We start from the raw sequence: 26,515 nt of genomic DNA, 5'->3' as shown, positions 1-26,515 counted from the left end.
CGCGCGGCGGATCACTCAGTTCCGCCCGCTTCGCGCATCAGCTAGCAGGGGTTTTCGCGCCGCTTTCTTCACCTTTTTCTGTGCCGCCTGAAAGTCAATTGTGACCTTCTGAAGTTGCCCGGTTTCGTTGACGTTCCAAGGTGGACGATAGCATTCTCGTTCACGCATGGAAGCGACACATTTCTCGATGCGATCCCACCACATCAATATGTGCGCGGCCTGGAGACGCCCCTTCGCCTGCCCCCATTTTGGCGGAAGGTGAATGACCCTCGCTCCTGTTCTGAACACGGCGTCGACTTGCGGTGGATTTTCCAGAAAGTCACGATCTGCGGAGAGAATGGCATGGCCGCCATCCTGCATGAACGAGGTGATCCAATGTACATCGGACGAACCTTGCTGTCCCGCGCTGCGGACCGAATCCAGTTCCCATCCGGGCGACAGGGCAATGTCCCTGATGGCCGCAACGATCGCTTGCGCGACGTGCTCGTCAGCCCTGATCCTCAACTGGCCAGATCAAGCTCGAACGCGACGGCGGCCTGAACCTGCTCGTCAGTCACCCCGAACCACCTTGCCACTCGTGGAGTATCTCCTTCCTCGGCCTTCCACTGGCGGAAGAGGGCCTCAGTGGGAATGCCTGCGCTGTCGATTACGGGCTGTCCAAAAGCTCGTGCTGGATCAAGCACAACGTCTGGGAAATCGCCGGGGCGTGGCCGCCATGTGGCCGCAAGGTGCGATGCAGGGTCAAACATAACTCCCTTTGCAATCGTAGCCTCGATGGTTTCCCACATGAGATATTGTCCAGACGCCATTTCCCACGTCTTCTTGTCACCTACCTCGTCCGCCGCCTGGGCGATGATCTTCACGCGATCAGTTAAATAGTGCGCGTTTGACAGAGCAAACGGATGCAAGACTTTCCAGTCCTTACGCGCCATTTCGGCCGCGCGGCGCAGCGTTGGCATAGATACGCCCTGCGCACGAAAATATTCAATGAACCGCAGCTCCATCAAATCCAAGAAGCTGACAGTAGGCGCGCTCTTGAAGTCGCGGTCGACAATCGGTCCTGTCTTGCTGCTGGGCCAACCATTGATCCACCCACGCAGCTTTGCGGTATTGCCCACACCAAGTAGGCGCGCAGCGTCCGGTACGCTGTAGAAACCAGCGAGAAGCGGATCTTTCTCAATGGTCTGTTGAACGCCCATGCGCCCTCCGTATCCGGTGCGAATCATAAACGCACGCAATTAATGATCTGTTGCTCAAAGGTCGCCTTACTGCGCAGCCATAGGGGCGATTGGATGGGGCGGATCCCTCCGCCCCGCCTTTCAGTGCCAGCTAGCGCCCATCTCTTCCAGCCAACAGCGGGATGAATCATCCACCAGCCTATCCATCCGTCGCAGGCCGCTGTCCCCGGCAGTTGCCTCATCCAGCGATCGCGAGAGGTATGCGTTTGCAAATTCCTGAAGCGCTCGGTTGCCGAACGATCGCGCTCGCTTCTCTATGTCGCGGACCGCCACGCTGCCACTGACAACGGCGAGCATCAGATCGGCGGCGGCATCGGCTGCAATGTCGCGCGGTAAGGCTGTCCCGACAGCTTTGATGATCCGATGTTGCAGTTCATGGAGTTGCTGCACGCGGTCGCGCTTCCGTTTCAACCTATCGTTCTGATTAGCTGGAAGGTGGTTGGTCTTCCGCCAATCCCGCACGGCTGCGGACGAAACACGCTGCTCTTGCGCGATACTCATGTCCCGCCACTCTAGGTCGTAGAGAAATCTGCGGCACTGCCCAACAGGGTGTGGGGTCCTCTGTGCCATCACATTGGCCGGAAGACCTCTCCGTCTTCTCCAGTAACCCACCGCCGTCGCACTGACGCGCTGGATGCGAGCAATTTGCCTATCACTGAGACCCTGTCGGTAGAGCTTCTGACGCTTAGACAATTGGTTCTGCATTACTTTTCTCCCGCCCGGCTCAGTGCCGGTGGGCGAAGCATATGATCGGTGTCGACGCAGAATGCGCCAGCTTTTGGATCGCTCGTGACTTCGCGGAGATGAAGCGGCCCACTCGTCGCGCAGGCGTGCGAAATGGCGGATCGGGTGTAGGACAGCCTGAGATCGTCTCGTCGCTTGCGGCTGCGAATCACCGCCTGCGGACGAGATTTCAGTGCCAACGCTTGATGATCCAGGCCGGTCTTCCAAACTTGAAGACGCGCGCAATCGCGACCCATCCAAGCCTGATTTCGGCTTTCTGCTCTTTGCTGTGCTCATCGCATCGATCCTGGCGCTGTCGACGGCCTAATGGTTAGCCACAGCGGGCGCATTCCGGTCACCCGCCGCGCTTTGAAGCCCAGAGCTTTGACACTCTATTCTTCCGCTTCGGCCGCCATGCTTCGACTGGTGCAGGAGGCGTGTCGGGGTGGCGCTCTAGCCAATCTCGCCCTGCCTCGGTGATGCGATACCAAGAGGTTCTGATGAGTGGTAAGGTGTCTTCGGGCGGATCGGCTTCCAACGCCGCGCCCTTGCTGACCAGCGCGTCCAAGTGCGTCTTTTTACAGCCCAGGAAGGCGGCGGTAACTGGGCCATCACCGCGCCATTTGCCAAGCTGGGCGAGGGCATAATGCTGGTTCGGGGTGAGCCTCATGCCGCACCGCTTGTCATTGCACGGGCAAGGATCGTCTGCTTAGCCGCCTCGTGATCCCCAATTTCCGCTACGCTTGCACCAGCAAGAAAGGCGAAGGTGTCCGCATACCATAATGTCTGGCGGACCTCCTGATCCGGGAAGGCTGGCTTGATCACGTCCGCAGAAAACTGACGGGCAATCTGCCTGATACCGCCATGGGTGAAGTCGCATAGGGCGGCCCAGACCGCCTTGTGTTGGCGAGCCGAAAAACCGGGAGGAAGCACTCGCCCACGGCCCTCCACCATCACCACGATTTTGTTTGTGGATGGCGGATCGCCAGCGCCCATCACGTTTTTGATCTCTTCTTCGCTGGCATGGTCCTCAAACCAATACCCCCGCATTAATGCATCATAGGCGGGTCGTAGCAGCGTGAATGCCGATGAATGCATTTCCCGATCGGCCAATATCGCTATCGCGCGGTGGTGTTCCAAAACGACAGAGAAGCACCCCAAGGCCAGTCGTTTCGCAGTGGGCAGCTTGAACTGAAGGCCAATAAGCTGTTCTTGAATCCACGACGACAATGCCACTGAGGCGCTAGGGTCTGCCTTTGGCTTCATCGATCTATTGTCCCTATTGTCCCTATTGTCCTGGGGGCTCTTTCCCAGATCGCGCCATGATGAGCCGTTGTAGTGTGTAACCGTTGCAGGTGGATCAGGTGTGATCCGAACCTCATTACATTGGCCTCTTGGCGTGTCACGTCGCCCTGATAATGTGCCGGAATGGCAACGACCCAGAATCACGATCCCGCATGCAGCCAGTGTGGTAAGCCCGCCATTACGATGCTTGGAAACAAGCCGGTTTGCATCGGCTGCGAATTTCAATGGCAGCAAAGCCGGTATATGGTGTTCGCTCAAAGCGTGACGCTTATGAACCAAGCAGAAATGGAGATGGCGGGCATCACCGGAATTGCGGGCAATATCACGCCGATCCCGCCTGCTCCCATCCCCCCAATCCACTACAACAACCAGAATGTCACCATATCGAACAGCAGCGTGGGCGCACTGAACCTCGGCTCTGCCAAGGATATTCAGGTCGAGATGAAAACCATGGTCGAACAGGGGAATGTCGCCCTTGCTGATGCCTTGTCTTCAATGACCAACGCCGTGTTGCACGATGAGGCAGCGAACACCGCCGCGCGGAATGAACTTCTTGAGTTAATCGCGTCACTATCGCAACAGGCCAATGCCAAACCTGAGGGGCGTAAGCTCGGGACGATCAAGGCAATATTCGGCGCTGCACAGGCAGGAACCGCCGCCGTCCAGGGCGCAGCAGGAGCATGGGCCGCACTTGAGCCTTTGCTAAAGGCCCACTTTGGCATTTGACGAAGCGGGAGCAGCGACACGCTGATTGATGGCGATGCGACGTGGCGCGCCGCGACTGGATCAGATCTTTGCGCAAATATTTATCAGCAGTGATCTTCCCGCCACAGTTCGCTCTCATTCGCCTCCAATCGCAATCAAATGAGGGCCCAAATGAGGGAGCGCCAGACGATTGCTTCCAAAAATCAATGGAATTTCAAGGCGTTGCCGGAAATATTTGGAGGCCCGAGCCGGAATCGAACCGGCGTGCAAGGATTTGCAGTCCTCTGCGTAACCACTCCGCCATCGGGCCTCGGCGTGGGTGGCCGCAAATGTGCGGCTTTTGATGCAAAGTCAAGCGCGGCCATGGTCGCTGATCCCAAGATTATCGTTCACGGGCATGGAAAGCCGCTTGGCGTTGCTTGTCGCGTGATCTAGAGGTCCCGATAATGTCAGCGCTGTATTGCCATACCAATACAGTTATGCCAATCGAGGTAGTATCGTGACCGAGCAGAATTTTTCATCGATGCGGGCCGCCATGGTCGAAAGCCAGCTTCGCACCAGCGATGTCGATGACCCACGGGTGATTGCCGTGATGGCACGCGTGCCACGGGAAGATTTCGTGCCTGCTGAACGGCGCGCGATGGCCTATGTCGATCGGTCGATTCCGCTTTCCTCCGGCCGCGCGCTCAATCCGCCGCTGGCCACTGGACGGCTGCTCAAGGAAGCGCAGGTGGAGGAGGGCGATCGCGTTCTGCTCATCGGTGCGGCCACGGGATATAGCGCGGCACTTCTTGCCGCTCTTGGCGCCCAGGTGACGGCAGTCGAGGCTGAAGATGGTCCGCAATTGTTAGGTAATGGCGCCACGGTGGTACGCGGCCCGCTGCAAGCAGGAGCGCCCGACGGTGCGCCCTACGACGTCCTCTTCATTGATGGCGCGGTGCAGGAAGTGCCCGCGACGCTTGTCGGGCAGCTTGCCGATGGCGCGCGCGTGGTGACGGGTCTTGTCGAGCGCGGCGTTACACGCCTTTGCAGTGGGCGGGTGGTTTCCGGCATTCTGGGTCTTGTCAGCCTGACCGATCTTGAGATGGTCATCCTGCCCGGTTTTGCTGCACCGGAGCGTTTCGTCTTTTAACCGGCTGGGGGAGTCATGACGGCAAAGCAGGTGTTTCTTCGGCACTCAGCCGCCACGGCTCTGCTGCTCCTCAACGCTGGGATCGCGCAGGCGGAAACCCTGCAAGGTGCGCTGGCACAGGCTTATCGTTCAAACCCCACGCTCACCGGCACTCGGGCGCAGCAACGGGCGACGGATGAGAATGTGCCGATCCGCAAGGCGGATGGACGGCCCAATATCGGCACCACCACCGAATATCAGGAGTTGCTGGTAAAGCCTGCGCGCTCCTTCCTCGCGCCTGATCGTTCGCTCGTCGGCACGGCTACGGTGAATGTCCCTATTTATCAGGGCGGCGCAGTGCGTAACGGGGTGAAGGCGGCCAAGGTGCGCGTGCAGGCCGGGCAGGCCAATCTGCGCGGGACCGAGGCATCGATCTTCTCCCAGGTTGTCGCCGCCTATATGGACGTGATCCGCGACAGTGCGGTCGTGTCGCTCAATCTGGCGAATGTCAGCGCGCTCGGGGTCAATTTGCAGGCAACGAACGACCGATTCGAAGTGGGCGACCTGACGCGTACAGACGTCGCCCAATCCGAATCGCGGCTCGCGCTGGCGCGATCCAACCTTCAGACGGCGCAGGCGAACCTGATCACCAGCCGCGAAAATTACATCGCCCTGGTCGGCGCCACGCCGGATGACCTGCAACCGCCGCCGCCGCTTCCCGGCCTTCCTGCTACGCCCGAAACGGCGGTGCAGGTGGCCCTTGCCGACAATCCCGACCTTGTCGCCGCGAAAAAGGCGCGTGAAGCCGCTCGTTATGACGTGCGGGTGGCAAAGGCAGGCGTCCTGCCGACGCTATCCGGTTTCGCGCAGGGCAGCTATACCCATTATCTGGGATCGCTCGACGACCCGACTGATCCGTCACAGCTGAACAAGCAGGTGGTCGCGGGAGCGACGTTGCGCCTTCCGCTTTATCAGGGCGGCCGACCCGGTGCGCAGGTGCGCCAGAACCAAGCGCTCGAATCGCGGGCGATAGAGCAGGAGATTGAGGTTGAGCGCGGCGTCATCGCCCAAACGCGATCAGCCTATGCGAGCTGGCAGGCATCGCTGCAAAGCATCGAATCCAACCAGAAGGCGGTCGAGGCGGCCAATCTGTCGCTTGAAGGTGTGCGCGCGGAAAATTCTGTCGGCAGCCGCACCATCCTCGACATATTGAACGCGGAACAGGAAGCGCTGAACGCAAAGGTGCAATTGGTGTCTGCGCGCCGCAACGCCTATGTTGCGGGCTTTAGCCTGCTGGCCGCTATGGGACATGCGGAAGCGGACGACCTCAGCCTGGAAACCGGCGCGCTTTATGATCCCATGGTTAATTATGATCGGGTCAAGGGCAAGTGGTTCGATTGGGATTTCGATCCCGCGCCCAAGCCAGAGGCGACCAGAACCGTTGACACGCCTGCACAAAATGCCAATGTGCCTGCTGGTTTGGCGCAACAACCTTAAGGTTAACAGGGGTTATTCATGGGCGACATGAGCAAGGAACCCTCGATGGAGGACATTCTTTCGTCCATCAAGCGCATCATTGCTGAGGAAGGCGAGGAGGCTGCGCAGGCGGTGTCGCGCCGGGGCAAAGCCGATGCCGGACCCAAGCAGGCCGCCGAACCCGCCGAACCTGCGGTCGAGGAAGTGCTGGAACTGACTGACGAGGTTGGAGCGGAGGAGCCGATGCCTGCCCACAAGACTGGCCGTGCAACGCAGGTCGAAGTGCCGGGGGAGGAAAACTCAATCCTCTCGGTTGAAAGCGAAGTGGCCGCGCGGCATTCGCTTTCGGCGCTGTCGTCCATGCTGGTAACGCCTAAGGACGGCGAGGATAACACGCTGGACGGTCTGGTGCGGTCCATGTTGAAGCCGATGTTGAAGGAATGGCTGGATGCCCGCCTTCCCGCGCTGGTGGAAGACATGGTGGCAAAGGAAATTGCCCGCATCACTGGCCGCTGATCTGGCAGGCTCTGCGCGTTCCAACTTATGGCGCATTGGCTCGGTTGACACCTGCAAGGCGGTAAAAGCGCTGGAATGGTCAGGGAAGGGGCTTTAAGGCGCCTTTCCATGACCGAACTGCCCAAGACCTTCGACCCCGCCGAAATTGAGTCCCGCTGGTATGCCCATTGGGAAGAAAAGGGCTTGTTCCGCCCGGAACGCCCTGACGCCGAACCCTTCACCATCGTCAATCCGCCGCCGAATGTGACCGGCAGCCTGCACATCGGCCATGCGCTCGATAATACGTTGCAGGACATCGTGATCCGCTACGAACGGCTGCGTGGCAAGGACGCGCTATGGGTCGTGGGCACCGATCATGCGGGCATCGCGACGCAGATGGTGGTCGAGCGGCAGATGGAGGCGCGGCAGGACAAGCGAACCAACTATACACGCGAGCAGTTCATTGAGAAGGTTTGGGAGTGGAAAGCCGAAAGCGGCGGCGCGATTACGCGCCAGCTGCGGCGGCTTGGCTGCTCAATGGACTGGGCCAATGAGCGCTTCACCATGGATGAGGGCTTTTCGAAGGCCGTCATCAAGGTGTTTGTGGAACTCCATGAGCGCGGTCTGCTCTATCGCGACAAGCGGCTGGTGAATTGGGATCCGCGTTTCCGCTCCGCGATTTCTGACCTTGAGGTCGAGACGCAGGAAGTGAAGGGCGGCTTCTGGCATTTCCGCTATCCGCTGGCGGACGGCGTGAAGCTGGCCAACGGCGCGGACCATATCGTCGTTGCGACAACCCGCCCCGAAACGATGCTCGCCGACATGGCGGTGGCGGTGCATCCTGACGATCCGCGCTATAAGGACGTTATTGGCAAGGATATCCTCCAGCCGATCACCGGGCGGCGCTTCAAGGTGGTCGCGGACGACTATGCCGACCCGGAATTGGGGTCTGGCGCGGTCAAGATCACGCCGGGTCATGACTTCAACGATTTTGAGGTGGGCAAGCGGGCGGGCTTCCGCGCTGCCGAGATGCTCAACATGTTCGATGCCGATGCCAATGTCGTGCAGACGGTGGATGGATTGATACCGGAGCGCTTCTTGGGGCTGCATCGCTTTAAGCGCGATGGCGTCGATGGCGCGCGCGAACTGGTCGTGGCGGAAATGAAGGCGCTGGACATGCTGGTGCCGCATGTTTCGAAGAACAAGGACGGCGAGGAGGTCGAAGCCGATTTCGAGCCGCGCACCATCCAGACGCCTTTTGGCGATCGTTCGGGCGTGGTGATCGAACCCTGGCTGACCGACCAATGGTATGTCGATGCCGAGAAACTGGCGCAAGCGCCTATGCAGGCCGTGCGCGACGGGCGGATCGAGATCGTCCCCAAGACCTGGGAGAAGACTTTTTTCAACTGGATGGAGAATATCCAGCCCTGGTGCGTCTCGCGCCAGCTTTGGTGGGGGCATCAGATTCCCGCCTGGTATGATGAGGATGGCAATCCCTATGTCGCGGAAAGCGAGGAGGAAGCGCAGGCGCTTGCCGGCAACAAAAGGCTGGTTCGCGATCCCGATGTGCTCGACACATGGTTTTCCTCGGCGCTCTGGCCCTTCGGCACGCTGGGCTGGCCGGATAACCTCACGCACCCCTCCCCTTCAGGGGAGGGGCCGGGGGTGGGGGCTCTCGATCACACGCAGCACTTGGGGCAATCCCCCACCCCAACCCCTCCCCTGAAGGGGAGGGGCTTGGTTCCTCGTCCCGGCTCTTTGCTCCAGCGCCATTATCCCAACGATCTGCTGATCTCCGGCTTCGACATCCTGTTTTTCTGGGATGCGCGCATGGCGATGCAGGGGATGGAGTTCATGGGCGATGTGCCTTGGCGCAAGCTCTACCTCCACGGGTTGGTGCGGGCGGCGGACGGGCAGAAAATGTCCAAGTCCAAGGGCAATGTCGTCGATCCTCTGGGCCTGATCGACAAGTTCGGCGCCGACGCGCTGCGTTTCTTCATGTCTGCCATGGAAAGCCAGGGCCGCGACGTGAAGATGGATGAGAAGCGGGTTGAGGGGTATCGCAACTTCGCGACCAAGCTTTGGAACGCCGCGCGCTTCCTGCAATCCAACGGCGTTACCGCATCGACCAGCCATGAGGCGCCTGCCGCCGCTGCGCCGGTCAATCGCTGGGTCATTGCCGAGACGGTCGCGACCGTGCAGGCGATCGACACCTCCATGACCGAGCTGCGCTTCGACGCTGCCGCGAATGCCATCTATCATTTCGTCTGGGACCAGTTTTGCGATTGGTACATCGAACTCACCAAAGGTTCGATAGATGAGGAGACAAAGGCGGTCGCGGGCTGGGCGTTCGACCAGATCCTCGTCATGCTCCACCCCTTCATGCCCTTCATCACCGAAGAGCTGTGGAACCTGACCGGCACGCGCGAGACGGAATTGATCGTCGCCCGCTGGCCGCAGGCGCTCTATGCGGTCGATAGCGAGGCGCAGGCAGAGATTGACTGGTTGATCCGCTTGATCAGCGCGATGCGCACGGCGCGGACTGAACTGAACGTGCCGCCGGGCGCAAAGCTGAAGGTCGTGGTCAGCGAAGCGACGGAAGAAACACGACGCCGCATCGATCGGCAGGGCGCGGCCCTGGCGCGTTTGGGGCGGGTGGAGAGCCTGTCCTTTGGCGATAGCGTAGCTGGTGGCGCGGCGCAGATCGTTGTCGATGAGGCGACCTTCATCCTCCCGCTGGAGGGCGTGATCGACATCGCGGCGGAAAAGGCGAGGCTGGCAAAAGCCCTTGCCGCTGCGGAAAAGGAACGGGATTCGCTTTCCGGGCGTCTTTCCAACCCGAGTTTCGTGGAAAAGGCCAAGCCAGAGGCGGTGGCCAAGGCGCGTGAAGATCATGCCGAGAAAACCGCGGAGGCGGAAAGGTTGTCGGCAGCGCTGGATCGTCTGGCCTGATCGGTTAATGATGAAGCGCTTAGGGGGAGGCAGGAATGGCGGCAGGGAAGCGTGAAACAAGGGACCTGGTAAACGGGCCTATCGCGTCGTCCTTGCTGGTTTTTGCCGTGCCGACGCTGGCGTCCAACGTGCTTCAGTCTTTGAATGGATCAATCAACGCGATCTGGGTCGGCCGCTTTCTGGGCGCGCAGGCTCTTGCCGCCACGGCCAACGCGAACATCACCATGTTCCTGATGTTTTCCATCGTGTTCGGATTTGGCATGGCATCGACCGTGGTGATCGCTCAGGCGGCGGGACGGGGCGATATGGATGCCGCCCGCCGGTCCTTCGGGTCCGCGACAGGCTTTTGCACCATATTGGGCACCGTTGTCGCTGCGGCCGGATGGGTTGCATCGCCTGCTATGTTGCACCTGCTGGGAACCCCTGCAGAAGCATTTGACATGGCGCTGATCTATCTGCGCGTGATTTTCATTGCGATGCCCGCAACGTTGATCAGCGTCATGATGATGATGGGATTGCGGGGAGCGGGGGACGCGCGCACTCCGTTGATCTTCATGTTCGTCAGCGTCGGGATCGATCTGGTGCTGAACCCGGTATTCATCCTTGGGCTGGGGCCGATTCCGGCAATGGGCATCGGTGGATCGGCGGCGGCCACGGCGGCGGCGGGCATCGCCAGCCTGCTTGGCCTGATCTTCTATGTATATGCCAAGGACCTGCCGCTGCGCTTGCGGGGGAGGGAGCTGCGCTACCTGATCCCCGCTCCGGACCAGCTGCGTATCCTGCTGGGCAAAGGGTTGCCGATGGGGCTTCAGATGATCGTCATGTCGGCGGTTGGCCTGATGATCATCGGTCTGGTTAACCGCGAAGGCCTAATCGTTACGGCGGCTTATGGCGCGGCGCAGCAGATATGGACCTATTTGCAGATGCCTGCGATGGCCATGGGTGCGGCGGTCAGCGCCATGGCGGCGCAAAATATCGGCGCGGGCCGCTGGGACCGGATTGGCCGGATTACTGGCTATGGCCTGGGTTATCTGCTGCTGATTACAGGCGCGATGATTAGCGTGATCCTGTTGTTTCACGCGCCGCTGCTCTCGCTCTTCCTTGGCGACAACAGGGCTGCGATCGATGCGGCCTGGAAAATGCAGTTGCTGGCGACTTGGAGTTATATGCTGTTCGGCGCAACGATGATCCTGTTCGGGGTGATGCGGGCGAATGGCGTTGTGGTGAGGCCGCTGTTGATCCTGACCGTCACGCTTTTCGGCGTCCGCCTCGGCTTTTATTATTTCGGCTATCCGTATCTGGGTGCCAATGCCCTGTGGCTGAGCTTCCCTGTGAGTTCGGGATCGGCCCTTCTGATTGCGGGTCTCGCCTATCTGCAGGGCGGCTGGCGCAAGGCGACGCTGCTCGTCCCCGTCCATGAGGAAGAATGCCGGGAAAGCATCAGCGCGGAGAGCGAACCCGCAGGCCGGTTCGCGCCTGCGGGCTGACGGTTATCTTCCCTGGCTGCGCCAGCGGGTGATGGTGCGGTCGAGAATGTCTGCCTCTCCGCCGGACTGACGCCAAAGGTCCGTGAAGCTCGGATCGCCCGACGCAGGCCGCCGATGCTCCTCCAGATTGTCCAGTGCGACGCGGATGGGCACTGCGACACCTTCACCGCAGATGATCGCCTCTCGATTACGCAGCGCGGGAATGGAGTCGAGGAAGCCGCGCGCGCCTTCGGGCATGGCGGCCTTCACGAATGCCTGGTCGCGATCATTGTTGAGGCGCATGGAAATGATGGTGCCGCACTGCGACAGCACGCCTTCGGCAAGGTCTGACGGCCGCTGCGTGATGAGGCCGAGCGATACGCCATATTTGCGGCCTTCCTTGGCTATGCGCTCCAGGATGCGGCGGACGGCCTGACCGGTGCCGGTGGTCGTGCTTGGAATATAGCGATGCGCTTCTTCACAGACGAGCAGGATCGGCCGCTGAGCCTCATCCCGCGCCCAGATGGCATAGTCGAAGACCAGGCGGGACAGTACCGATACCACCACAGAGGTGATGTCCGACGGCATCGCCGACACGTCGATGATCGAAATCGGCTTTCCGCCCGACGGCAGGCGGAAAATCTTCGCCAGAAATTCCTGCATCGTGTCCGCGACCAGCATGCCTGAGAACATGAAGCTGTAACGCGGGTCCGCCTTGATCTCGTCGATCTTCGTCTTGAGCCGCATATAGGGGAGGGCGCCCGTGCCCTTGTCCAACTTCCCCATCTCATTTTGCAGGATGTTGGTGAGATCCGATAGCAAATAGGGGATCGGCGAATCGACGGTCAGCCTGCCGATGCTTTCCGCCAGCCGGTTCTTCTGCCGCGCGGCGAGCAGGCATTTTGCCAGAATGTCGCAATCGACCGTGCGATCGGAGCCTTCGGAGGTGACGAAAACCTCGCAATGCTCTTCGAAATTCATCAGCCAGTAGGGCAGCGCGAGGTTGCCTACGTCGAAGACCGCGCCATTCTGGGCAAAGGCCGCACCATATTCGCCATGCGGATCGACCATCACGATATGGCCTTCGGGCGACAGGTCGCAAATGCGGTGAAGAATGAGAGCGGCGCTGGTGGATTTGCCCGTACCGGTCGAACCCAGCAGGGCGAAATGTTTACCCAGCATCGAATCGACATAGAGGGCGGCACGTGTGTCTGTCGTGGGGTAGACGGTGCCGATCTGCACATGGGGCCGGTCATCGGCGGCGTAGATTTGCTGCATGTCGGCGCTGGATACGGGGAAAATTTCCGTGCCCGGCGCAGGATAGCGGGTGACGCCGCGACGGAAGTGATGGATGCGGCCGGTAAGCTGTTCTTCGTCACCTTCGCCCAGAAAATCCACGTCAGCGATGATCAGGCCGCTGTCCTGCCGATCCATCGCCATGGAGCGCACGCTGGCGATGAGCCATGCACTGCCGACACGCATTTTCACCTGGCTGCCGACTTGACCCGCCATGGCCGTGCAAGGGTCGCTATCATGTGCGAGGGTTGCGATGGAGGCCGCGTCGATCAGCACCTTGGAACTGGAACCGGCTATCTGAAATACCGCGCCCATGGCGTTGGCTGCGGCAGGCTTCGTTTGGCCGTGCGTGAATTCGGCAGCTCCCGGCATGTGGCTCATACACCCCCCTTGAATCAGATTTCCGGCGCGCGCTGCCGGAATTCGGCCTGCCTGTGTAGCCGTACATAGGTAAAGAAATGGCTTATCGCCGACGTTTGTGCCGACGATCGCGCGACCCTGTTAACCCCGCTATCGCCACATCCCGCCGTGCGTTCGGGCGGCTCCTATGGCGCGAATCGTTCGCGATGCGTATCGGCCGCTGACTGCCGTAAGATCAGGATATGCATTTGACCCAGTTGATGACGGCCGATGCGGCGCGCCGATCCGATGCGATTTCCATAGCTCGGGTGATCTGCATATTGGGCGTGGTCTATGTGCATGCCTGGACCGGGCTGAACGGCCATGACCTGGAAATCGCCCGCGGCACTCCACAGGAAAATCTGCGCTGGCTGCTCATGGAAATATTCGGGCGCAGCGCAGTGCCGCTGCTGGGCGTCATTTCGGGGTGGCTGGTGGCGGGATCCTCCCGCGCGCAGAACTGGTTCCGTCATGTACTGCAAAAGGCGCGGACGATCCTGTTGCCGATGATCCTGTGGAATGGCCTTGGCATCCTGCTGGTATCCGGCGCGGCCTGGTCGCTGGGCCTGTCAGCGCCCGTGCCGGTCTCGTTCGACTGGTTGTTTCAGGAGCTGTTCGTCGTCACCCGGAACCCGGACATCAATGTGCAGATGCCGTTCCTGCGCGACTTGTTCCTGTGCATGGTCATTGCTCCGCTGCTGCTTCGCCTACCCAATCGCATGCTGATTGGCGTTGCTGCTGTCGCAGCTGTCGCTCAACTTGCAGGATGGGGGCCGCCGGTACTGATGCGGCCAGCGATCCTTTTTTTCTTCGTGCTGGGCATGATGGCCCGGCGAACCGGGCTGGCGGAGCGGGTCGCTGCACTGGGTTGGGCCGCAGCGGCCATGCCTTTCCTGTTGCTGATGGCCGTGCAGCTTCATTTTTCCCTGCAAGCGGCGCAGGGATCGGCCATCGGCGTCGGCCTGCTTGACCTTGCGGTGCGTGCTGCGGCGGCCACCTGCTTCTGGCGGTTGTCCTGGGGGCTGGCGGGAAGCCCCGTGCGGGGACTGCTGTTGAGGATCGAGCCTTTCGCCTTTCTGCTATTCTGTTCGCATCTGATTCTGATCTGGCTGGGCGGGCCGTTACTGGGCGTTTTGTTCGGGAAGCTCGGTTCGCCTTTCTATCCTGCTTATCTGCTGATCCAGCCCTTGCTGGTCCTGATCGCGGTCCTGCTGTTGGGATCGCTCCTCAGCCGTACCTGGCCGGGACTGGCCAAGGTGCTGAGTGGAGGACGCTTGCAGGGAGCCTCGGCAGTCAGCTAATCGCCTTGGCGGCGGCCATGGCGATTTCCAGGCTGCGCTTGCGGGCACTGAAATCATGGATTTGACCGCCGATGATCAATTCATCGACACCCGTCCGTTCTATGAAAGCGGCAAGATCCTCTTGGACCTTGTCCTGTGTGCCGATCGACGTGGCACTTAGGACATCCGAAAGCATCGCCTGCGCGCCGGGTGGCAGGCGTTCGAAATAGCCGGGTACGGGTGGCTGCAACTTGCCCGGCTGCCCCGTGCGGAGACGAACGAAGGCCTGCTGCATGGAGGTGGCGAGCAGTCGCGCTTCTTCCATGCTGTCCGCCGCGAATATATTATAGCCTGCCATCACATAGGGGCGATCAAGCTGGGCCGATGGCCTGAAGTCGCGACGGTAAACCGCGATCGCTTCCTCAAGCGCGCCAGGAGCGAAATGAGAGGCGAAGGCATAGGGCAGGCCCAGCGCGGCGGCGAGTTGAGCGCCGTAGAGGCTGGACCCGAGAATCCAGAGTGGCACATCTTCACCAGCGCCGGGCGTCGCCTGAAAGCCGAGCTTTCCGTCACCCGCAAAATAGGCCTGCAGTTCCAGCACGTCGCGGGGGAACTCATCCGGCCCGCCTGAAAGCGTGCGGCGCATGGCTTGAGCTACCCGCTGGTCCGATCCGGGCGCGCGGCCTAGCCCAAGGTCTACTCGACCGGGGAAAAGCGCTGCGAGCGTACCGAACTGTTCGGCTATCAGCAGGGGGGCATGGTTGGGGAGCATGATGCCGCCGGAACCTATGCGAATAGTTGATGTCGCCTGTCCGATATGCGCCAGCACCACCGATGTCGCGGCCGACGCGATGCCCGGCATGCCGTGATGTTCGGCAACCCAATAGCGATGAAAGCCGAGTTGTTCGGCATGAACGGCGAAGGCCGCAGCGTTGACGAGGGCTTCGCCAACGTTGCTTCCTTCGATGACGGGGACGAGGTCCAGAACGGAAAAACGGATCATTGCCCGGATATGGGGCGATGATCCGTTTTATTTCAATACCTAGATATCGTCCCAGATCAGCCTACTCGCCCGAACCCCTGCGACGGTGGTTCGGATCTGCGGCCGAATGTGGCGGGGCGACGTGCGACCAACGGATTGGAGTCGCGATCGAGGAGGGACATTGTCTCGGTAAAGCAGGGCCGCAGACTGACGACGACCTCGATCAATTCGTCAGGTCCTTCGCGTGTTTCGACGCAGCGGCGCGCGACCATCTCGATGCGTTCGGCCATGCTGCTCAAGCGATGGGCACCAAATTGAGCCGATTCGCCTTTCAATGTGTGAGCGGGCGTGACAAGTGCGATGGCATTGCGTTCGCGGATCGCCTGCTCGATCGCGCTTATGGCCTTGTCGCCATCCTCGCGAAAATAGCTGAGAATGCGGAGAAATGCGCTGCCCAGTTCCGACCGGGACTTTGCCAGATCGGCCTGATTGACCAGTTCTGCCTCTTGATACGACACCCTGTCACACTCCCTGTTTCCGCTTCAGAATAGAAGCCGTGCGTAAACAGCAGGTTAAGCGGAGGCGCCAGAAGAAGGGTGGGGTCAGGATTTACGCGATAATTCAAAGCGATCGCCAGCCTCGGCGGAGAAATTCCAGCCATGCTGCCGGGTAAGCGCCTCCAATTCGCGGGCGGCGTTGGGGTCGTCCGCTTCGACCGTTACCGCATTGGCCGACCGCATCGCGCGGGCGGCGCGCAATGCGGGCCAGGGGCATTTCATTCCCCTGGCATTCACTTGGACGGGATCATTTGGTGGCATAGGGATTTTTGGCGCTGCGTAGCGTCAGCCGCACCGGCACGGCGCCGAAGCCCAATTCCTTGCGAATGCCATTGACGAGATAGCGTCGATAGCTTTCCGGCAGTTCGTCCAAACGCGTGCCGAATAGCACGAAGGTGGGAGGACGGGTCTTGTTCTGCGTGATGTAGCGCAGCTTGATCCGCTTGCCGCCGGGGGCAGGGGGCGGGTTGGCTTCCAGCGCGCGTTCGAACCAGCGGTTGAGAATGCCGGTGGAAACGCGCTGTGACCAGGCGGTGCGCGTTTCGAAGGCTACGCGGATGAGGTCGTCCAAGCCCTTGCCGGTCGCGCCGGATACGGTCATGATCGGCACGCCGCGTATCTGCGCCAGACCATCGGAAAGCGCCTGCTTGATGCCCTGATACAGGGCCGAGCCATGTTCCACCGTGTCCCATTTGTTGAGCGCGACGACGAGGGCGCGACCTTCCTCCAGAACATTGTCCGCGATGCGCAGGTCCTGCGCTTCCAGCCCACGCGTGGAATCGAGCAGAAGCACGACGACTTCGGCGAAGTTCACAGCGTTCAGACCGTCCGAAACCGCGAGCTTTTCGAGCTTGTCCTGCACCTTCGCGCGCTTGCGCATGCCAGCGGTGTCGATCAGGCGGACGGGGCGGGGTTCAGCCTCCTCATTGCGAGGGTCTGTCCACGTCCAGTCCACCGCGATACTGTCGCGAGTAATGCCTGCTTCGGGGCCGGTGAGCAGACGGTTTTCGCCGAGCAGGCGGTTGATGAGCGTCGATTTGCCCGCATTGGGACGGCCCACAATGGCCAGCTTTAGAGGGGCTGCTTCAAAGTCCGCCTCGGTTAGTTCGCCTTCCTCTGCTTCTTCCTCTTCCTCACGGTCGATATAGGGAAGGAGCGCCTGGAAGAGGTCGGCCATGCCCTGGCCATGTTCGGCCGAGAGCGGGACAGGCTCGCCCAGGCCCAGGCTGAATGCTTCCATGACGCCGTCCGCGCCCTGCCTGCCTTCCGCCTTGTTGGCGACCAGCACGACCGGGGCGTCGCCTTCGCGCAGCCAGCGGCCGATTTCCTCGTCGAGGGGGGTGATGCCTGCACGGGCGTCCACGAGGAAGAGCGCCAGGTCGGCGCTTTCGACCGCTGCCTGCGTTTGCATTCGCATGCGGCCGGGGAGGGTCTGGGGGTCCTCGTCCTCATAACCGGCGGTGTCGATGATGGTGAAATCGACGCCGAGCAGGTTCGCTTGCCCTTCCCGCCGATCGCGCGTGACGCCGGGCTGGTCATCGACCAGCGCGAGCTTCTTGCCGACGAGCCGGTTGAAGAGGGTGGACTTGCCCACATTGGGCCGCCCTACAATGGCAACTGTGGGCAGCATGATAGCCCGTTTCCTTTAAAACACTGGTGCTCCTGCAAAGGCAGGAGCCCAGTTCCGCTGCTTCGACTGGGTTCCTGCCTTTGCAGGAGCACGATTATCTAACATTATCGTGGGCGTTAACGAAGCGCCGTCAGCTTGCCGTTGTCAGCAAGAATATAAAGCATGTTGTTGGCGACAACGGGGGAAAGCGACATGGACTTGTCCATATCAACCGCCGATTGAACGGCGCCCGTTGCCGGATCGACATAGTTGAGGTCGCCATGGGTGGATACCAGGATCAGGCGGCCGCCTGCCAGAACGGGACCCGTCCAACGGATGGTGTTCGCCTTCTTCTTTTCCTTTTCCCAGCGACGAAGCTGGCTGATCCAGCGAATCTTGCCGGTCGCGCGGGCGACGCAGAGCAGCTTGGCATCGCTGGTCACGACGAATACCCATTCGCCCGCGACCCACGGCGTCGAGATGCCCGCGATATTGATTTCCCACAGGCGCTGGCCGCTCACCAGTTCATAGGAGGCCATACGGCCACCCTGACCAATGGCGAAGACGCGGCCACGGTCGATCACCGGATTGGCGTCGATATCGGTGAGGGAAGCGACGGCTGTCGATATGCTGGTGCGCGAAAGGGCGTCGCCCCACAGCGTGCGGCCATTTTCATAGCGGTAGGCGGTGAGCTCGCCCGAGCTATAGCCCGCGATCACCGTGCCCTGAGCGGCGGCGGGAGCGGCGACGCCGAACACGCCGGTCACCTGCAAGGTGCCGCTGTCGGTCCACTGCACTTCGCCATCGCTTTGGTTGAGCGCGAAAATCTGATTGTCCTGCCCCATGACATAGACATGGCCGTTGGCAAGCGTCGGTGCGCCGCGGAGCGGCCCGCCGGGGCGTTTCTTCCACAGGATGGAGCCGTTTGCGGCGCTGAGGGCAGCGACGTCGCCTACGCCGGTACTCGCATACACCTTGTCATCGACGATGCTGACGCCGCCGCCGAACAAGGCGCGGCCGCTGCCTTCGGCGGGCAGGGCAGTCTGCCAGAGCTTCGCGCCGGTCGTGGCGTCGAACGCGATGACATGGGCGCCCGCGTCAATGACGTAGAGCTTGCCGTTGGCGATCACGGGTGAGGAGGCGAGGCGCGCGCGAGGCGTGCTGCCTTCGATCGAGCTGGTCCAGGCCGTGGCGGGCGATGTGCTCAGCGCAAGGTTGCCCATCGCCTTGGCAGGGTTGCCGCCCGGCTGCGACCATTGGTCGTTGGCATAGGCTTCGGGTAGTGACACGGGCACATCGGCCAGGGTCGGATCGACCTCGACGCCTTGCTCGTTCGTCAGGATGGATACGCGGTTGCCGACCACGGGGGTCTTGGGTCCACCCTTCTTGCCCCCGATGACGCCGCAGCCCGCCAGTAGCGCGACCATCGCGGCGACGGTCAGGACCCGGCGCGTGCCCGCAAATTTCGTCATGCTGTGCATCCCCATGCGCTTATCTTCATCCCTGTCCCGGTACGGTCGGCGTTTCGACTGCATCTATGCCCAATAAGCCCGCCATCTGTCGCGCGCGTGAACGGATCGACTGAGGCACGGTGGCATCCTTTGCCATCGCTGCGAACAGCGGGCCAGCAAGATCGGGCTTGCGCATCTTCATATAGGATATGGCGACCAGTTCGCCCGCGCTGCCGAACCATGGCGCGCCTTCGACGGCGAGGGGCTTGAGGCGATCGACCACCTGTTGCGGCTGAAGCGTTTCGAACTCGAGCGTGGTCTGGCGGATAAGGGCGAGGTCGCGATAGGGCTGATCAAGCGAGCTGTCCGCTGCCATTGCCTTGTAAGCGGCGATCGCAGCCTTGTTGTCGCCCTTGCGAGCGGCGACACCAGCCTTCACGAGCAGGGCTGACGCGCGGAAGCCGGGCTGACTGGCGTCGGTCAGCGTGTCGAGTTGCTTTGCATCCGGGGTCCCGCCACCCGCAGCGGCCGAGATGACCTTGTCCATTTCCTCGGACACGGCTTGCGATTGAGTGGCGCTGTAATGCTGCCAATAAAGCCATGCCGCAAAGGCAACGAGGCCGATGACCACGGCCGCGACGATCCAGCGGCCAAAGCGCTGCCAGAAGGTCAGCAATTGGTCCTGACGCACGGCCTCATCGACCTCGCGCATGAATGCTTCGCTATTTTGCGGCGTCAGGGCCACGTGGGTCTCCAGATATGCGTCAGAAAAAGCTCGCGGAAGGCGCGATCAATAGCGGCGGTGGCGCTTAGCGCAAATCACTTTTTAGGCCGATAGACCTGATCTGCGGTGGGAAAGCTGCGATTGCGTACTTCGGCGGCATAGCGTTCGGCTGCATTGCTGATGGTTTCGGCAATGTTTTCGTACCGTTTCACGAAGCGCGGCACACGTTCGAACATGCCAAGCATGTCCTCCGCGACCAGCACCTGACCGTCGCAATGGGCCGATGCGCCGATGCCGATGACGGGGATGTCGATGCTGTCGGTGACGGCGTCGGCGAGGTCTTCCATCACGCCTTCCAGCACCACGGCAAAGGCTCCGGCCTGCGCTACGGCGCGGGCGTCGTCCATGATCTTGGCATGTTCTTCCTGGCTTTTGCCGCGCGCGCCATAGCCGCCCAGTGCGTTGACCGCCTGGGGGGTGAGGCCGACATGGGCCATGACGGGGATGCCGCGCTGGGTAAGGAAGGCGATGGTTTCGGCCATAGCCTGACCGCCTTCCAGCTTCACGGCTGCGCAGCCGGTTTCGGCCATGACGCGGCTGGCGCTGGCGAAGGCATGGGCGGGGGAGGCTTCGTAGCTGCCGAAGGGCATGTCGACGAGGACGAGGCTGTGATAGCTGCCCCGGACGACGGCGGCGCCATGGGCGATCATCATGTCGAGCGTGACGGCAAGGGTCGAGGGCAGGCCGTAGATCACCTGGCCGAGCGAATCGCCGACCAGCAGCATGTCGCAATGGGGATCGAGCAGCTGCGCCTGCCGGGCGGTGTAAGCGGTCAGCATCACCAGCGGCTCGTCCGTCTTGCCTTCAGCCTTCCGGCGCTGGATCGCGGGGACGGTCAGGCGCTTCATTGGCGCGGGCGTGGGATTGGCGCGGCTGGTGGAGGTGTCGAGCGTGAAGGTGGTGGACATCAGCGCGGTCTACAGCAGCGGGGCCGGGGGCGCAAATCGGGCTAATTCGTGATCCCAGCTTTCGCTGGGAAGACGGACTCCTGCAAAAAAGAACGGGAGCGGCAGGCCTGTGCCGCTCCCGCAGGGGGTGAATAAAGTTACGGTATCAGAACGAGAATTTGATCGTTCCGCCCCAGGTCCGCGGATCACCAACCTGACCGGCGATGAGGCCCGTGTTGCCGGGTGCGACTTGCAGATTTTCGATATAGTTGACGTCGAAGGCGTTGCGGACCCAGCCGAAGACATCGAACCCTTCACCACGGAAACCAGCGCGGAAGTTGGTGAGGGCATAGCCCTTCACGTCCGTATAGCGCGACGGCGAGGCGTTGGAGTTCCAGTGCGAGCGATAATTGCCGTCAACGCCGAGATAGACCTGGCCTTCCTTCGCCAGCAGCGTGACCGGAATGTTATATTCCGCGCCGAAGGAGAAGGCCCATTTCGACACGCCGGGCAGGTCCTGGCCGGATATGTCGCACTGGCGAGGGCTCGCAGCGCCCGGAACGCCCGGCTGCGAATAATCGGGCGTGGCGCCAGAAGGTTGCGAGGGTCCACCAGACAATTCAGGCGGGCAAGGTGCGTTGGTGAACTTCTTATATTTGGCGTCGGTGTAGGCCGCGTTGGCATAAGCGGTGAAACGATCGCTCGCGACCACCTTGAAATCAGCCTCGATACCCTGTGACCGGACCTTTTCGGCGTTGGCGAGATAACCGCGCACGGTGCCGAATTGGCCGCCATTCACGGTCGCCTGGAAATCCTTGATCGTGGTGCGGAAAGCCGAGATGTTGAAGGTCGCGCGCCGATCCCACAGCTGGGTCTTGAGGCCGACTTCGAAATGCTGGACCGATTCTGGCTTCACAGTGGCGGCGTCATAGTTGACCGTATTGTCCAGATTGAGCGGTAAGCCGTTCTGGTTGATGCCCAGCGTCTTGAAGCTCTTGGCGTAGGTCGCATAGGCGAGAACGTCCCGCGCGATCTTGTAGTTGACGTTGAAGTCGTAGGTGAAGTTCCACGCGCTGTCCGACGGAGCGCTCACCTGCGGCTGGTAAACGCCACACTGCTGGGAAGTGCCCGCGATCGTGCCGGGCGCCGGTGGCGTGGTGCAACTGATCGTCTGACCCTGCGCGTTCGTCACGACACGCTGATAGAAGCCTGACTTTTTGTCATAGTTGAGCCGGAGGCCGGGCTGGATCGTCAGCGCATCGGTGACTTTCCAGCTAAGCTGGCCGAACAGCGCGGCGCTCTCGCTCTTGAGCCACTGCGTGTTGCTGGCGGTGAGGCCGGCAAGCGTCGCGGGGTTGTTGGCGGGATTCAAAGGATCGGCCGAGGGTGCAAGGCTCCACTTGGCGGCTGCTGCCCCCTGCTGCTCGGTCCCCTGTGTGTCGATCCGCTGTTTGAAGCCGAAGAGGCCGACGACGAAGTCGATCTTCTGGCTTTCGTAATTGTAGCGGAATTCCTGGCTGTACTGGTTCTGTTGCGAGGGGTTCTGGGATTTGGACACAATCGGCAGGCCGGTGAAGTCACGGTCATTTTCCGGCTTCCAGTCCCAGAAGCGCCAGGCTGTGACCGATGTCAGCGTGCCGGGGCCGACATCCCACTTCACCCGCGCCGAAACGCCGCCGATCTTGTTGCCAGCGTTCAGATTGCTGTCGAGGTCGGTGAGGCGATCATAGGGATTGCGGCTGGGCACGACATAGCCCTGCGCGGCAGCCAGCGCATCATATTGACGAGTGAGCGGGCGCTGCGTGCGGCCGACGCGGACGAAGGTGGTGCCGCAGCATTCCGGGTCCTGCTCGCTATAGTCGCCAGATAGCGTGATGCTGAAATCGTCATTGGGTTGGAACAGCAACTGGCCGCGCAAGCCCAGATTGTCCTGCTCGTTGATCCAGCGCTGCGAAGTGACGTTGTAGAGCGTGCCCCGGCGGCTGGTCGCAGCGACCGCGAGACGGGCGGCGATCGTGTCGGTGAGTGGGCCGGAAATGGCGGCCTTTGCCTGGCGATAGTTCAGGTTGCCGACGCTGAGTTCCGCGCGGCCTTCAAAATCGAAGGTCGGCTGGTTGGTCGTGATGTTGATCGCGCCAGCCGTCGTGTTCTTGCCGTAAAGCGTACCCTGGGGGCCACGCAGCACTTCGACCTGGTTCACATCCAGAAAGTCAAAGGTCGCGGCGGCGACGCGGGAATTGTACACGTCATCGACATAGATGCCGACGCCCTGTTCAAAGCCGTCGCTGGTCAGGCCGAACGGAACACCCAGACCACGGATATTGACCGAGGTGTTACGAGGATTGGTCGTGTAGACCTGCAAGGTTGGCGCAAGCTGCTGGAGCTTCACGACGTTGAAGTTACCGGTCGCTTCGATGCTGTCGCCACGAATGACGGAGATCGCCAGCGGCACTTCCTGCGCCGTTTCCGCGCGGCGGCGGGCAGTGACGATGATCACGTCGCCGCGAGGATTTGCGGGCTGTTCGGCCGCGTCGGCGGCTGGAACAGGCACTTCCTCGGCATGAACGCTGGACGCAAAGATGGATGCGCTCGCCACACCGGCGAGCAACAAAGAACGCGCAATCATAAAAATTCCCCTTCCGGAGGTCCGGTGAATGTTGATCGCGGCGTTTCCGGTTGGCCGGTCAACACCGATGGTCTGGGAATGGTATTGGACAGTTGGCGGCCCACCCCCTGCCGCCTATCATTAACCGCCTGTCCGGCGGCTCGGTTTTGCAACCCTTAAAGGCCCCCGCTTTTTTCAGGCGGTGAGACGAGTCTTTTCCGTCACGTCGATCTGGACGACGCGCGCATCATGCACGGTCAATGTGATCGACCCGAAACGCAGTGCTTCAAGAACGCCGCGAACCTTTTCGATGCTGACGGAAATGTCCGCCCGTTGGCCATCTGCGCGGCCATTGCGGGCTAGTTCTGTTGATCGGCTATCACTCATAAGCACCTCATGGCCCGCTTTTATCTCAACTAATTCAATAGACAAAAAAGCAAATATATAGGGCGCCCAAGTTTGCCTTGTCGCGCCCCTTTAAAATTCAGCCGATCAACCGCATCGCCGCCAATTTGCGGTCATGTTGATGATGGGCAAGGGGAATGGCTGGCCGCATCTGCCGCATGAGCGAAGCCTGTTCATGCGCGTTGTCGATCAGCCGCTCCAGCAGGGATTGGCCGAAATCCCATGTGCCAAGATTGGCTTCAGCATTGATATGTCCGCTAAAGCCTGCATCGACAAAGCTGCTGCCCCAGTTTTTGGCGATACTGTGGGCGCGTTCGAAGAAGATATAGGGGTCGTTGCGGCTGGCGACGACGATCGACGGGAAGGGTAGCTGTGCTCGCGGCGTCGGCCCAAAGCCACCGATCGTTTCGGGCGTTTCCATCCTGTCGCAATCAGGCGGGGCGACCAGCAATGCGCCGGTCACCGGCCAACCATAAGCCTGGCTTTGCAACGCCCCCCACCAGGCGACGGCGAGGCAACCCAGGCTGTGCGCCGCCAGGATGATCGGCCCTTCAACTTCGCGGATCGCCGCATCAAGTCGAGTGACCCATGCATTGCGGTTTGGGCTGGCCCAACTACCCAGATCGACACGCTCGCAATCGCCGCGCATGCCCTCCCAAAGGGTTTGCCAATGACCGGGGCCGCTGTTGTTGAGACCCGGTATGGTCAGCACGACAGGATTGCGCGCGTCGCCCAGATGTCCGAATCGGTCCATGGTTTGATCCTCGTCCAATTACATGTGCGATGTATATTCTATTCTTTAAGTAGACAATGCTTCAGCGACCAAATGTGTCCAAATTTAGGCGACTGGATTCGTCTGAGGTTCAGCATTGGAAGAGCGTCGTCAGGACAACAGCTTCGCCTGTTACCAAGGATATATGAGGCCGTAATAGGAATAGACGTTGCGGCCATAGGCCTCGTCATATTCCGGCCGCGTGTCCGCCAGATGACGAGGGGCGCTGTCCAGCATCTCCTTGCTCAGATCGACGATATAGCCGCCCTTGCCCGTGTCATAATTCAGCATCGCCCATGGGATGGGGTAGTGATCATTGCCGAGGCCGAGAAAGCCGCCAAAGGACAGCAGGGCGTAACGGACCTGACCGCTGCGCTTTTCCACCATGAAGTTGGAGATATGGCCCAACCGTTCGCCTTCGCGGTTGTAGACGGCGGTTCCTTCGACCCGGTCGGATGCGATCAGGTCGCCGGGATTTTCCACTACCGAGTCAGTCATTGTCACCCTCCTGAACAGGAATCAGGCTATGACGATGAAACCGAGCAGGATCAGCGGGGTTCCCACTCTTCACGCAGGAGGATGATATGAAGATCAATCGCAGTGGTTCGGCGGTATGGAGCGGCGGCCTGAAAGAAGGCAAGGGCGCGATTTCCACGCAAAGTGGCGCTTTGGACGCGCATCCTTATGGCTATGCCATGCGGTTCGAAGGGGTGCCCGGGTCCAATCCGGAAGAATTGATCGCCGCCGCCCATGCGTCCTGCTTCACCATGGCACTATCTCTCATTTTGGGGGAGGCCGGGCTGACGGCGGAGAAGATGGAAACGAACGCGGTCGTAACGCTGGAGCAGCAGGAGAGCGGCTTTGCGATAACGGCGAGCAGGCTGACGCTGAAGGCGACCATTCCCGGTGCCGATGACGCCAAATTTCAGGAGCTGGCCGCCAAGGCCAAGGAAAATTGCCCCGTGTCGAAACTGCTGAACGCGCAGATCAGCCTGGACGCGGAATTGCTAGGCTGAAGCGAAACGGCGGGTGCGCACATGCTCCCGCCACGCAATGTAGAGGCCGCTGGCGATGATGAGCGCTGCGCCTGCCCAGGTGGTGTGCATCGGCCATTCGCCCCAGATCAACAGGCCCAGCAGCGTGGACCAGATGATGGTGCTGTAATCCATCGGCAGCACCACGGAGACAGGCGCGTGGCGTAGCGCGCCCGTCATGCAGAGCTGCGCAATGCCGCCTGTTAGCCCGACGCCGACGAGCATGACCCAAGTCATGGGGTCATGTGCCTTTCCGACGAACAGCATCAGGATTCCCAGCGGCGGCACGGACAGGACGGTGAACCAGAAGACGATGACGCCTGTCTTTTCGGTGCGGCCAAGGTCGCGCAACAGCAAGCCGATGCAGGCCGTGATGATGGCGGCGGACAACGCCACGGCAAGGCCGAACGGCGGGAAATGCGCGCCATCAGGGCGGACCATGACGATGATCCCGACAAAGCCAAGCATGATGGCGGCCCAGCGGTGGGGGCCGGTCGCTTCGCGTAAAAGGATGGTCGACAGCAGGGTGGCGAAGATGGGCATGGTGAAGCCGATCGCTGTGGCTTCCGTCAGGGGAAGAAGCAGATATGAGCCGAAATTGAGGACCATGCCGGTAAGGCCGAGGACAGTCCGGCTCACATGCGCGCCCAGCCTGTTCGTGCGGACCGAGGCAAGGCCATCGGTCATCGCGACCCACGTGACGATAAGGGGCAGGGCAAGCGCCTGACGGTAGAAGATCAGCTCGACCAAGCTGACGCCTCGCGTGCCGACAAGCTTGCCGAGGGCAAACATGACCGCCATGAACAACATCGCCAGCAAACGCAGGCCGATGCCTGTCAGCGCATGTTCGTCACGCGCCGATGGTGGTGGCGGAAGCTCTTCCGGCGGGCTGATGGGGGCAGGGGGTTGCACGCAGGTCGCTTTAACCGGCGGACAGGATGACGCAACCACCCCTATGATAATTATCGACTCGTCTTTGGAAA

General features: G+C 61.1%; 26 protein-coding genes and 1 tRNA gene. 8 read left to right on the top strand and 19 right to left on the bottom strand.

Annotated elements, in window-relative coordinates; all coding sequences use genetic code 11:
* Positions 1-15: 15 nt before the first annotated feature.
* The 5 genes from ACZ5YV_RS07270 to ACZ5YV_RS07250 form a co-directional block, all read right to left on the bottom strand.
* Positions 16-504 carry a PIN-like domain-containing protein gene (locus ACZ5YV_RS07270; RefSeq protein WP_464787028.1) on the bottom strand — a complete coding sequence of 163 codons (489 nt, stop codon included), beginning with the start codon at positions 502-504 and terminating at the stop codon, positions 16-18.
* Positions 501-1,199 carry a DUF433 domain-containing protein gene (locus ACZ5YV_RS07265; RefSeq protein ID WP_464787027.1) on the bottom strand — a complete coding sequence of 233 codons (699 nt, stop codon included), beginning with the start codon at positions 1,197-1,199 and terminating at the stop codon, positions 501-503. Before ACZ5YV_RS07265 ends, ACZ5YV_RS07270 begins: the two co-directional genes overlap by 4 nt.
* Positions 1,200-1,319: 120 nt before the next feature.
* Positions 1,320-1,628, bottom strand: a complete 309-nt coding sequence (locus ACZ5YV_RS07260) for a hypothetical protein (RefSeq protein ID WP_464787026.1) — start codon at positions 1,626-1,628, stop codon at positions 1,320-1,322.
* Between the two features lie 688 nt (positions 1,629-2,316).
* Positions 2,317-2,631, bottom strand: a complete 315-nt coding sequence (locus ACZ5YV_RS07255; RefSeq protein WP_464787025.1) for a hypothetical protein — start codon at positions 2,629-2,631, stop codon at positions 2,317-2,319.
* Positions 2,628-3,227 carry a DUF6988 family protein gene (locus ACZ5YV_RS07250; protein WP_464787024.1) on the bottom strand — a complete coding sequence of 200 codons (600 nt, stop codon included), beginning with the start codon at positions 3,225-3,227 and terminating at the stop codon, positions 2,628-2,630. The genes ACZ5YV_RS07255 and ACZ5YV_RS07250 overlap by 4 nt, the downstream gene beginning before the upstream one ends.
* A 162-nt stretch (positions 3,228-3,389) precedes the next feature.
* On the opposite strand from ACZ5YV_RS07250, the gene ACZ5YV_RS07245 reads away from it, so the two are divergent.
* On the top strand, positions 3,390-3,992 hold the full coding sequence (locus ACZ5YV_RS07245; RefSeq protein WP_464787023.1) for a hypothetical protein: 603 nt from the start codon (positions 3,390-3,392) through the stop codon (positions 3,990-3,992).
* A 215-nt stretch (positions 3,993-4,207) separates the two neighbouring features.
* Here the strand turns inward: ACZ5YV_RS07245 and ACZ5YV_RS07240 are convergent.
* Positions 4,208-4,281: transfer RNA gene (locus tag ACZ5YV_RS07240), tRNA-Cys, on the bottom strand.
* 189 nt (positions 4,282-4,470) lie between these two features.
* Between ACZ5YV_RS07240 and ACZ5YV_RS07235 the strand changes: the two genes are divergently transcribed.
* The 5 genes from ACZ5YV_RS07235 to ACZ5YV_RS07215 all read left to right on the top strand — a co-directional run bounded on the left by ACZ5YV_RS07235 (position 4,471) and on the right by ACZ5YV_RS07215 (position 11,492).
* Positions 4,471-5,103, top strand: a complete 633-nt coding sequence (locus ACZ5YV_RS07235) for a protein-L-isoaspartate O-methyltransferase family protein (RefSeq protein ID WP_464787022.1) — start codon at positions 4,471-4,473, stop codon at positions 5,101-5,103.
* Between the two features lie 15 nt (positions 5,104-5,118).
* Positions 5,119-6,579 (top strand): TolC family outer membrane protein, encoded by a 1,461-nt coding sequence (locus ACZ5YV_RS07230; protein WP_464787021.1) that lies wholly within the window; start codon positions 5,119-5,121, stop codon positions 6,577-6,579.
* An 18-nt stretch (positions 6,580-6,597) separates the two neighbouring features.
* Complete coding sequence (locus tag ACZ5YV_RS07225; protein WP_464787020.1) at positions 6,598-7,074, top strand: DUF2497 domain-containing protein; 477 nt, start codon at positions 6,598-6,600, stop codon at positions 7,072-7,074.
* A gap of 108 nt (positions 7,075-7,182) precedes the next feature.
* Positions 7,183-10,005, top strand: a complete 2,823-nt coding sequence (locus ACZ5YV_RS07220; RefSeq protein WP_464787019.1) for a valine--tRNA ligase — start codon at positions 7,183-7,185, stop codon at positions 10,003-10,005.
* Between the two features lie 35 nt (positions 10,006-10,040).
* On the top strand, positions 10,041-11,492 hold the full coding sequence (locus tag ACZ5YV_RS07215) for an MATE family efflux transporter (protein WP_464787018.1): 1,452 nt from the start codon (positions 10,041-10,043) through the stop codon (positions 11,490-11,492).
* A 3-nt stretch (positions 11,493-11,495) separates the two neighbouring features.
* Here ACZ5YV_RS07215 and ACZ5YV_RS07210 read toward each other — a convergent pair whose 3' ends face one another.
* Entirely contained in the window at positions 11,496-13,148 is a 1,653-nt protein-coding gene (locus ACZ5YV_RS07210; RefSeq protein ID WP_464787017.1) for an ATP-binding protein, read from the bottom strand.
* Positions 13,149-13,375: 227 nt separating this feature from the next.
* Between ACZ5YV_RS07210 and ACZ5YV_RS07205 the strand changes: the two genes are divergently transcribed.
* Positions 13,376-14,467, top strand: coding sequence for an acyltransferase family protein (locus ACZ5YV_RS07205; RefSeq protein WP_464787016.1), 1,092 nt, complete (start codon positions 13,376-13,378; stop codon positions 14,465-14,467).
* On the opposite strand, the gene ACZ5YV_RS07200 is transcribed toward ACZ5YV_RS07205, so the two are convergent.
* From ACZ5YV_RS07200 to ACZ5YV_RS07150, 11 genes are all read right to left on the bottom strand, one after another.
* Positions 14,460-15,449 carry an LLM class flavin-dependent oxidoreductase gene (locus ACZ5YV_RS07200; protein ID WP_464787015.1) on the bottom strand — a complete coding sequence of 330 codons (990 nt, stop codon included), beginning with the start codon at positions 15,447-15,449 and terminating at the stop codon, positions 14,460-14,462. The two genes, ACZ5YV_RS07205 and ACZ5YV_RS07200, sit on opposite strands and share 8 nt — an antisense overlap.
* A 56-nt stretch (positions 15,450-15,505) precedes the next feature.
* The gene (locus ACZ5YV_RS07195) at positions 15,506-15,946 is read right to left on the bottom strand and encodes an Hpt domain-containing protein (protein WP_464787014.1); all 441 of its coding nucleotides are present in this window, start codon (positions 15,944-15,946) and stop codon (positions 15,506-15,508) included.
* An 84-nt stretch (positions 15,947-16,030) separates the two neighbouring features.
* Entirely contained in the window at positions 16,031-16,246 is a 216-nt protein-coding gene (locus ACZ5YV_RS07190; RefSeq protein WP_464787013.1) for a sulfurtransferase TusA family protein, read from the bottom strand.
* Positions 16,233-17,615: a ribosome biogenesis GTPase Der gene (gene der, locus ACZ5YV_RS07185; protein ID WP_464787012.1), complete on the bottom strand. Its 1,383-nt coding sequence runs from the start codon at positions 17,613-17,615 to the stop codon at positions 16,233-16,235. Before der ends, ACZ5YV_RS07190 begins: the two co-directional genes overlap by 14 nt.
* Before the next feature lie 116 nt (positions 17,616-17,731).
* Positions 17,732-19,081 carry a PQQ-binding-like beta-propeller repeat protein gene (locus ACZ5YV_RS07180; RefSeq protein ID WP_464787011.1) on the bottom strand — a complete coding sequence of 450 codons (1,350 nt, stop codon included), beginning with the start codon at positions 19,079-19,081 and terminating at the stop codon, positions 17,732-17,734.
* A 10-nt stretch (positions 19,082-19,091) separates the two neighbouring features.
* Entirely contained in the window at positions 19,092-19,790 is a 699-nt protein-coding gene (locus ACZ5YV_RS07175) for a tetratricopeptide repeat protein (protein ID WP_460986213.1), read from the bottom strand.
* Between the two features lie 74 nt (positions 19,791-19,864).
* Positions 19,865-20,737, bottom strand: a complete 873-nt coding sequence (gene panB / locus ACZ5YV_RS07170) for a 3-methyl-2-oxobutanoate hydroxymethyltransferase (protein ID WP_464787010.1) — start codon at positions 20,735-20,737, stop codon at positions 19,865-19,867.
* A 145-nt stretch (positions 20,738-20,882) separates the two neighbouring features.
* The gene (locus ACZ5YV_RS07165) at positions 20,883-23,342 is read right to left on the bottom strand and encodes a TonB-dependent receptor (protein ID WP_464787009.1); all 2,460 of its coding nucleotides are present in this window, start codon (positions 23,340-23,342) and stop codon (positions 20,883-20,885) included.
* A 174-nt stretch (positions 23,343-23,516) separates the two neighbouring features.
* Positions 23,517-23,708: a YezD family protein gene (locus tag ACZ5YV_RS07160; protein WP_464787008.1), complete on the bottom strand. Its 192-nt coding sequence runs from the start codon at positions 23,706-23,708 to the stop codon at positions 23,517-23,519.
* Between the two features lie 97 nt (positions 23,709-23,805).
* Positions 23,806-24,480 carry an RBBP9/YdeN family alpha/beta hydrolase gene (locus tag ACZ5YV_RS07155; RefSeq protein ID WP_464787007.1) on the bottom strand — a complete coding sequence of 225 codons (675 nt, stop codon included), beginning with the start codon at positions 24,478-24,480 and terminating at the stop codon, positions 23,806-23,808.
* A gap of 150 nt (positions 24,481-24,630) precedes the next feature.
* On the bottom strand, positions 24,631-24,996 hold the full coding sequence (locus tag ACZ5YV_RS07150; protein WP_464787006.1) for a PRC-barrel domain-containing protein: 366 nt from the start codon (positions 24,994-24,996) through the stop codon (positions 24,631-24,633).
* A gap of 86 nt (positions 24,997-25,082) precedes the next feature.
* Between ACZ5YV_RS07150 and ACZ5YV_RS07145 the strand changes: the two genes are divergently transcribed.
* Positions 25,083-25,514 (top strand): OsmC family protein, encoded by a 432-nt coding sequence (locus ACZ5YV_RS07145; RefSeq protein WP_464787005.1) that lies wholly within the window; start codon positions 25,083-25,085, stop codon positions 25,512-25,514.
* Here the strand turns inward: ACZ5YV_RS07145 and ACZ5YV_RS07140 are convergent.
* The gene (locus tag ACZ5YV_RS07140; protein WP_464787004.1) at positions 25,506-26,444 is read right to left on the bottom strand and encodes a DMT family transporter; all 939 of its coding nucleotides are present in this window, start codon (positions 26,442-26,444) and stop codon (positions 25,506-25,508) included. The two genes, ACZ5YV_RS07145 and ACZ5YV_RS07140, sit on opposite strands and share 9 nt — an antisense overlap.
* Between the last annotated feature and the right edge of the window lie 71 nt (positions 26,445-26,515).

Source organism: Sphingobium sp. TomTYG46 (assembly GCF_055396345.1).
The sequence above is the reverse complement of the archived record's forward strand: the minus strand, read 5'-3'. Positions and strand labels throughout refer to the sequence as shown.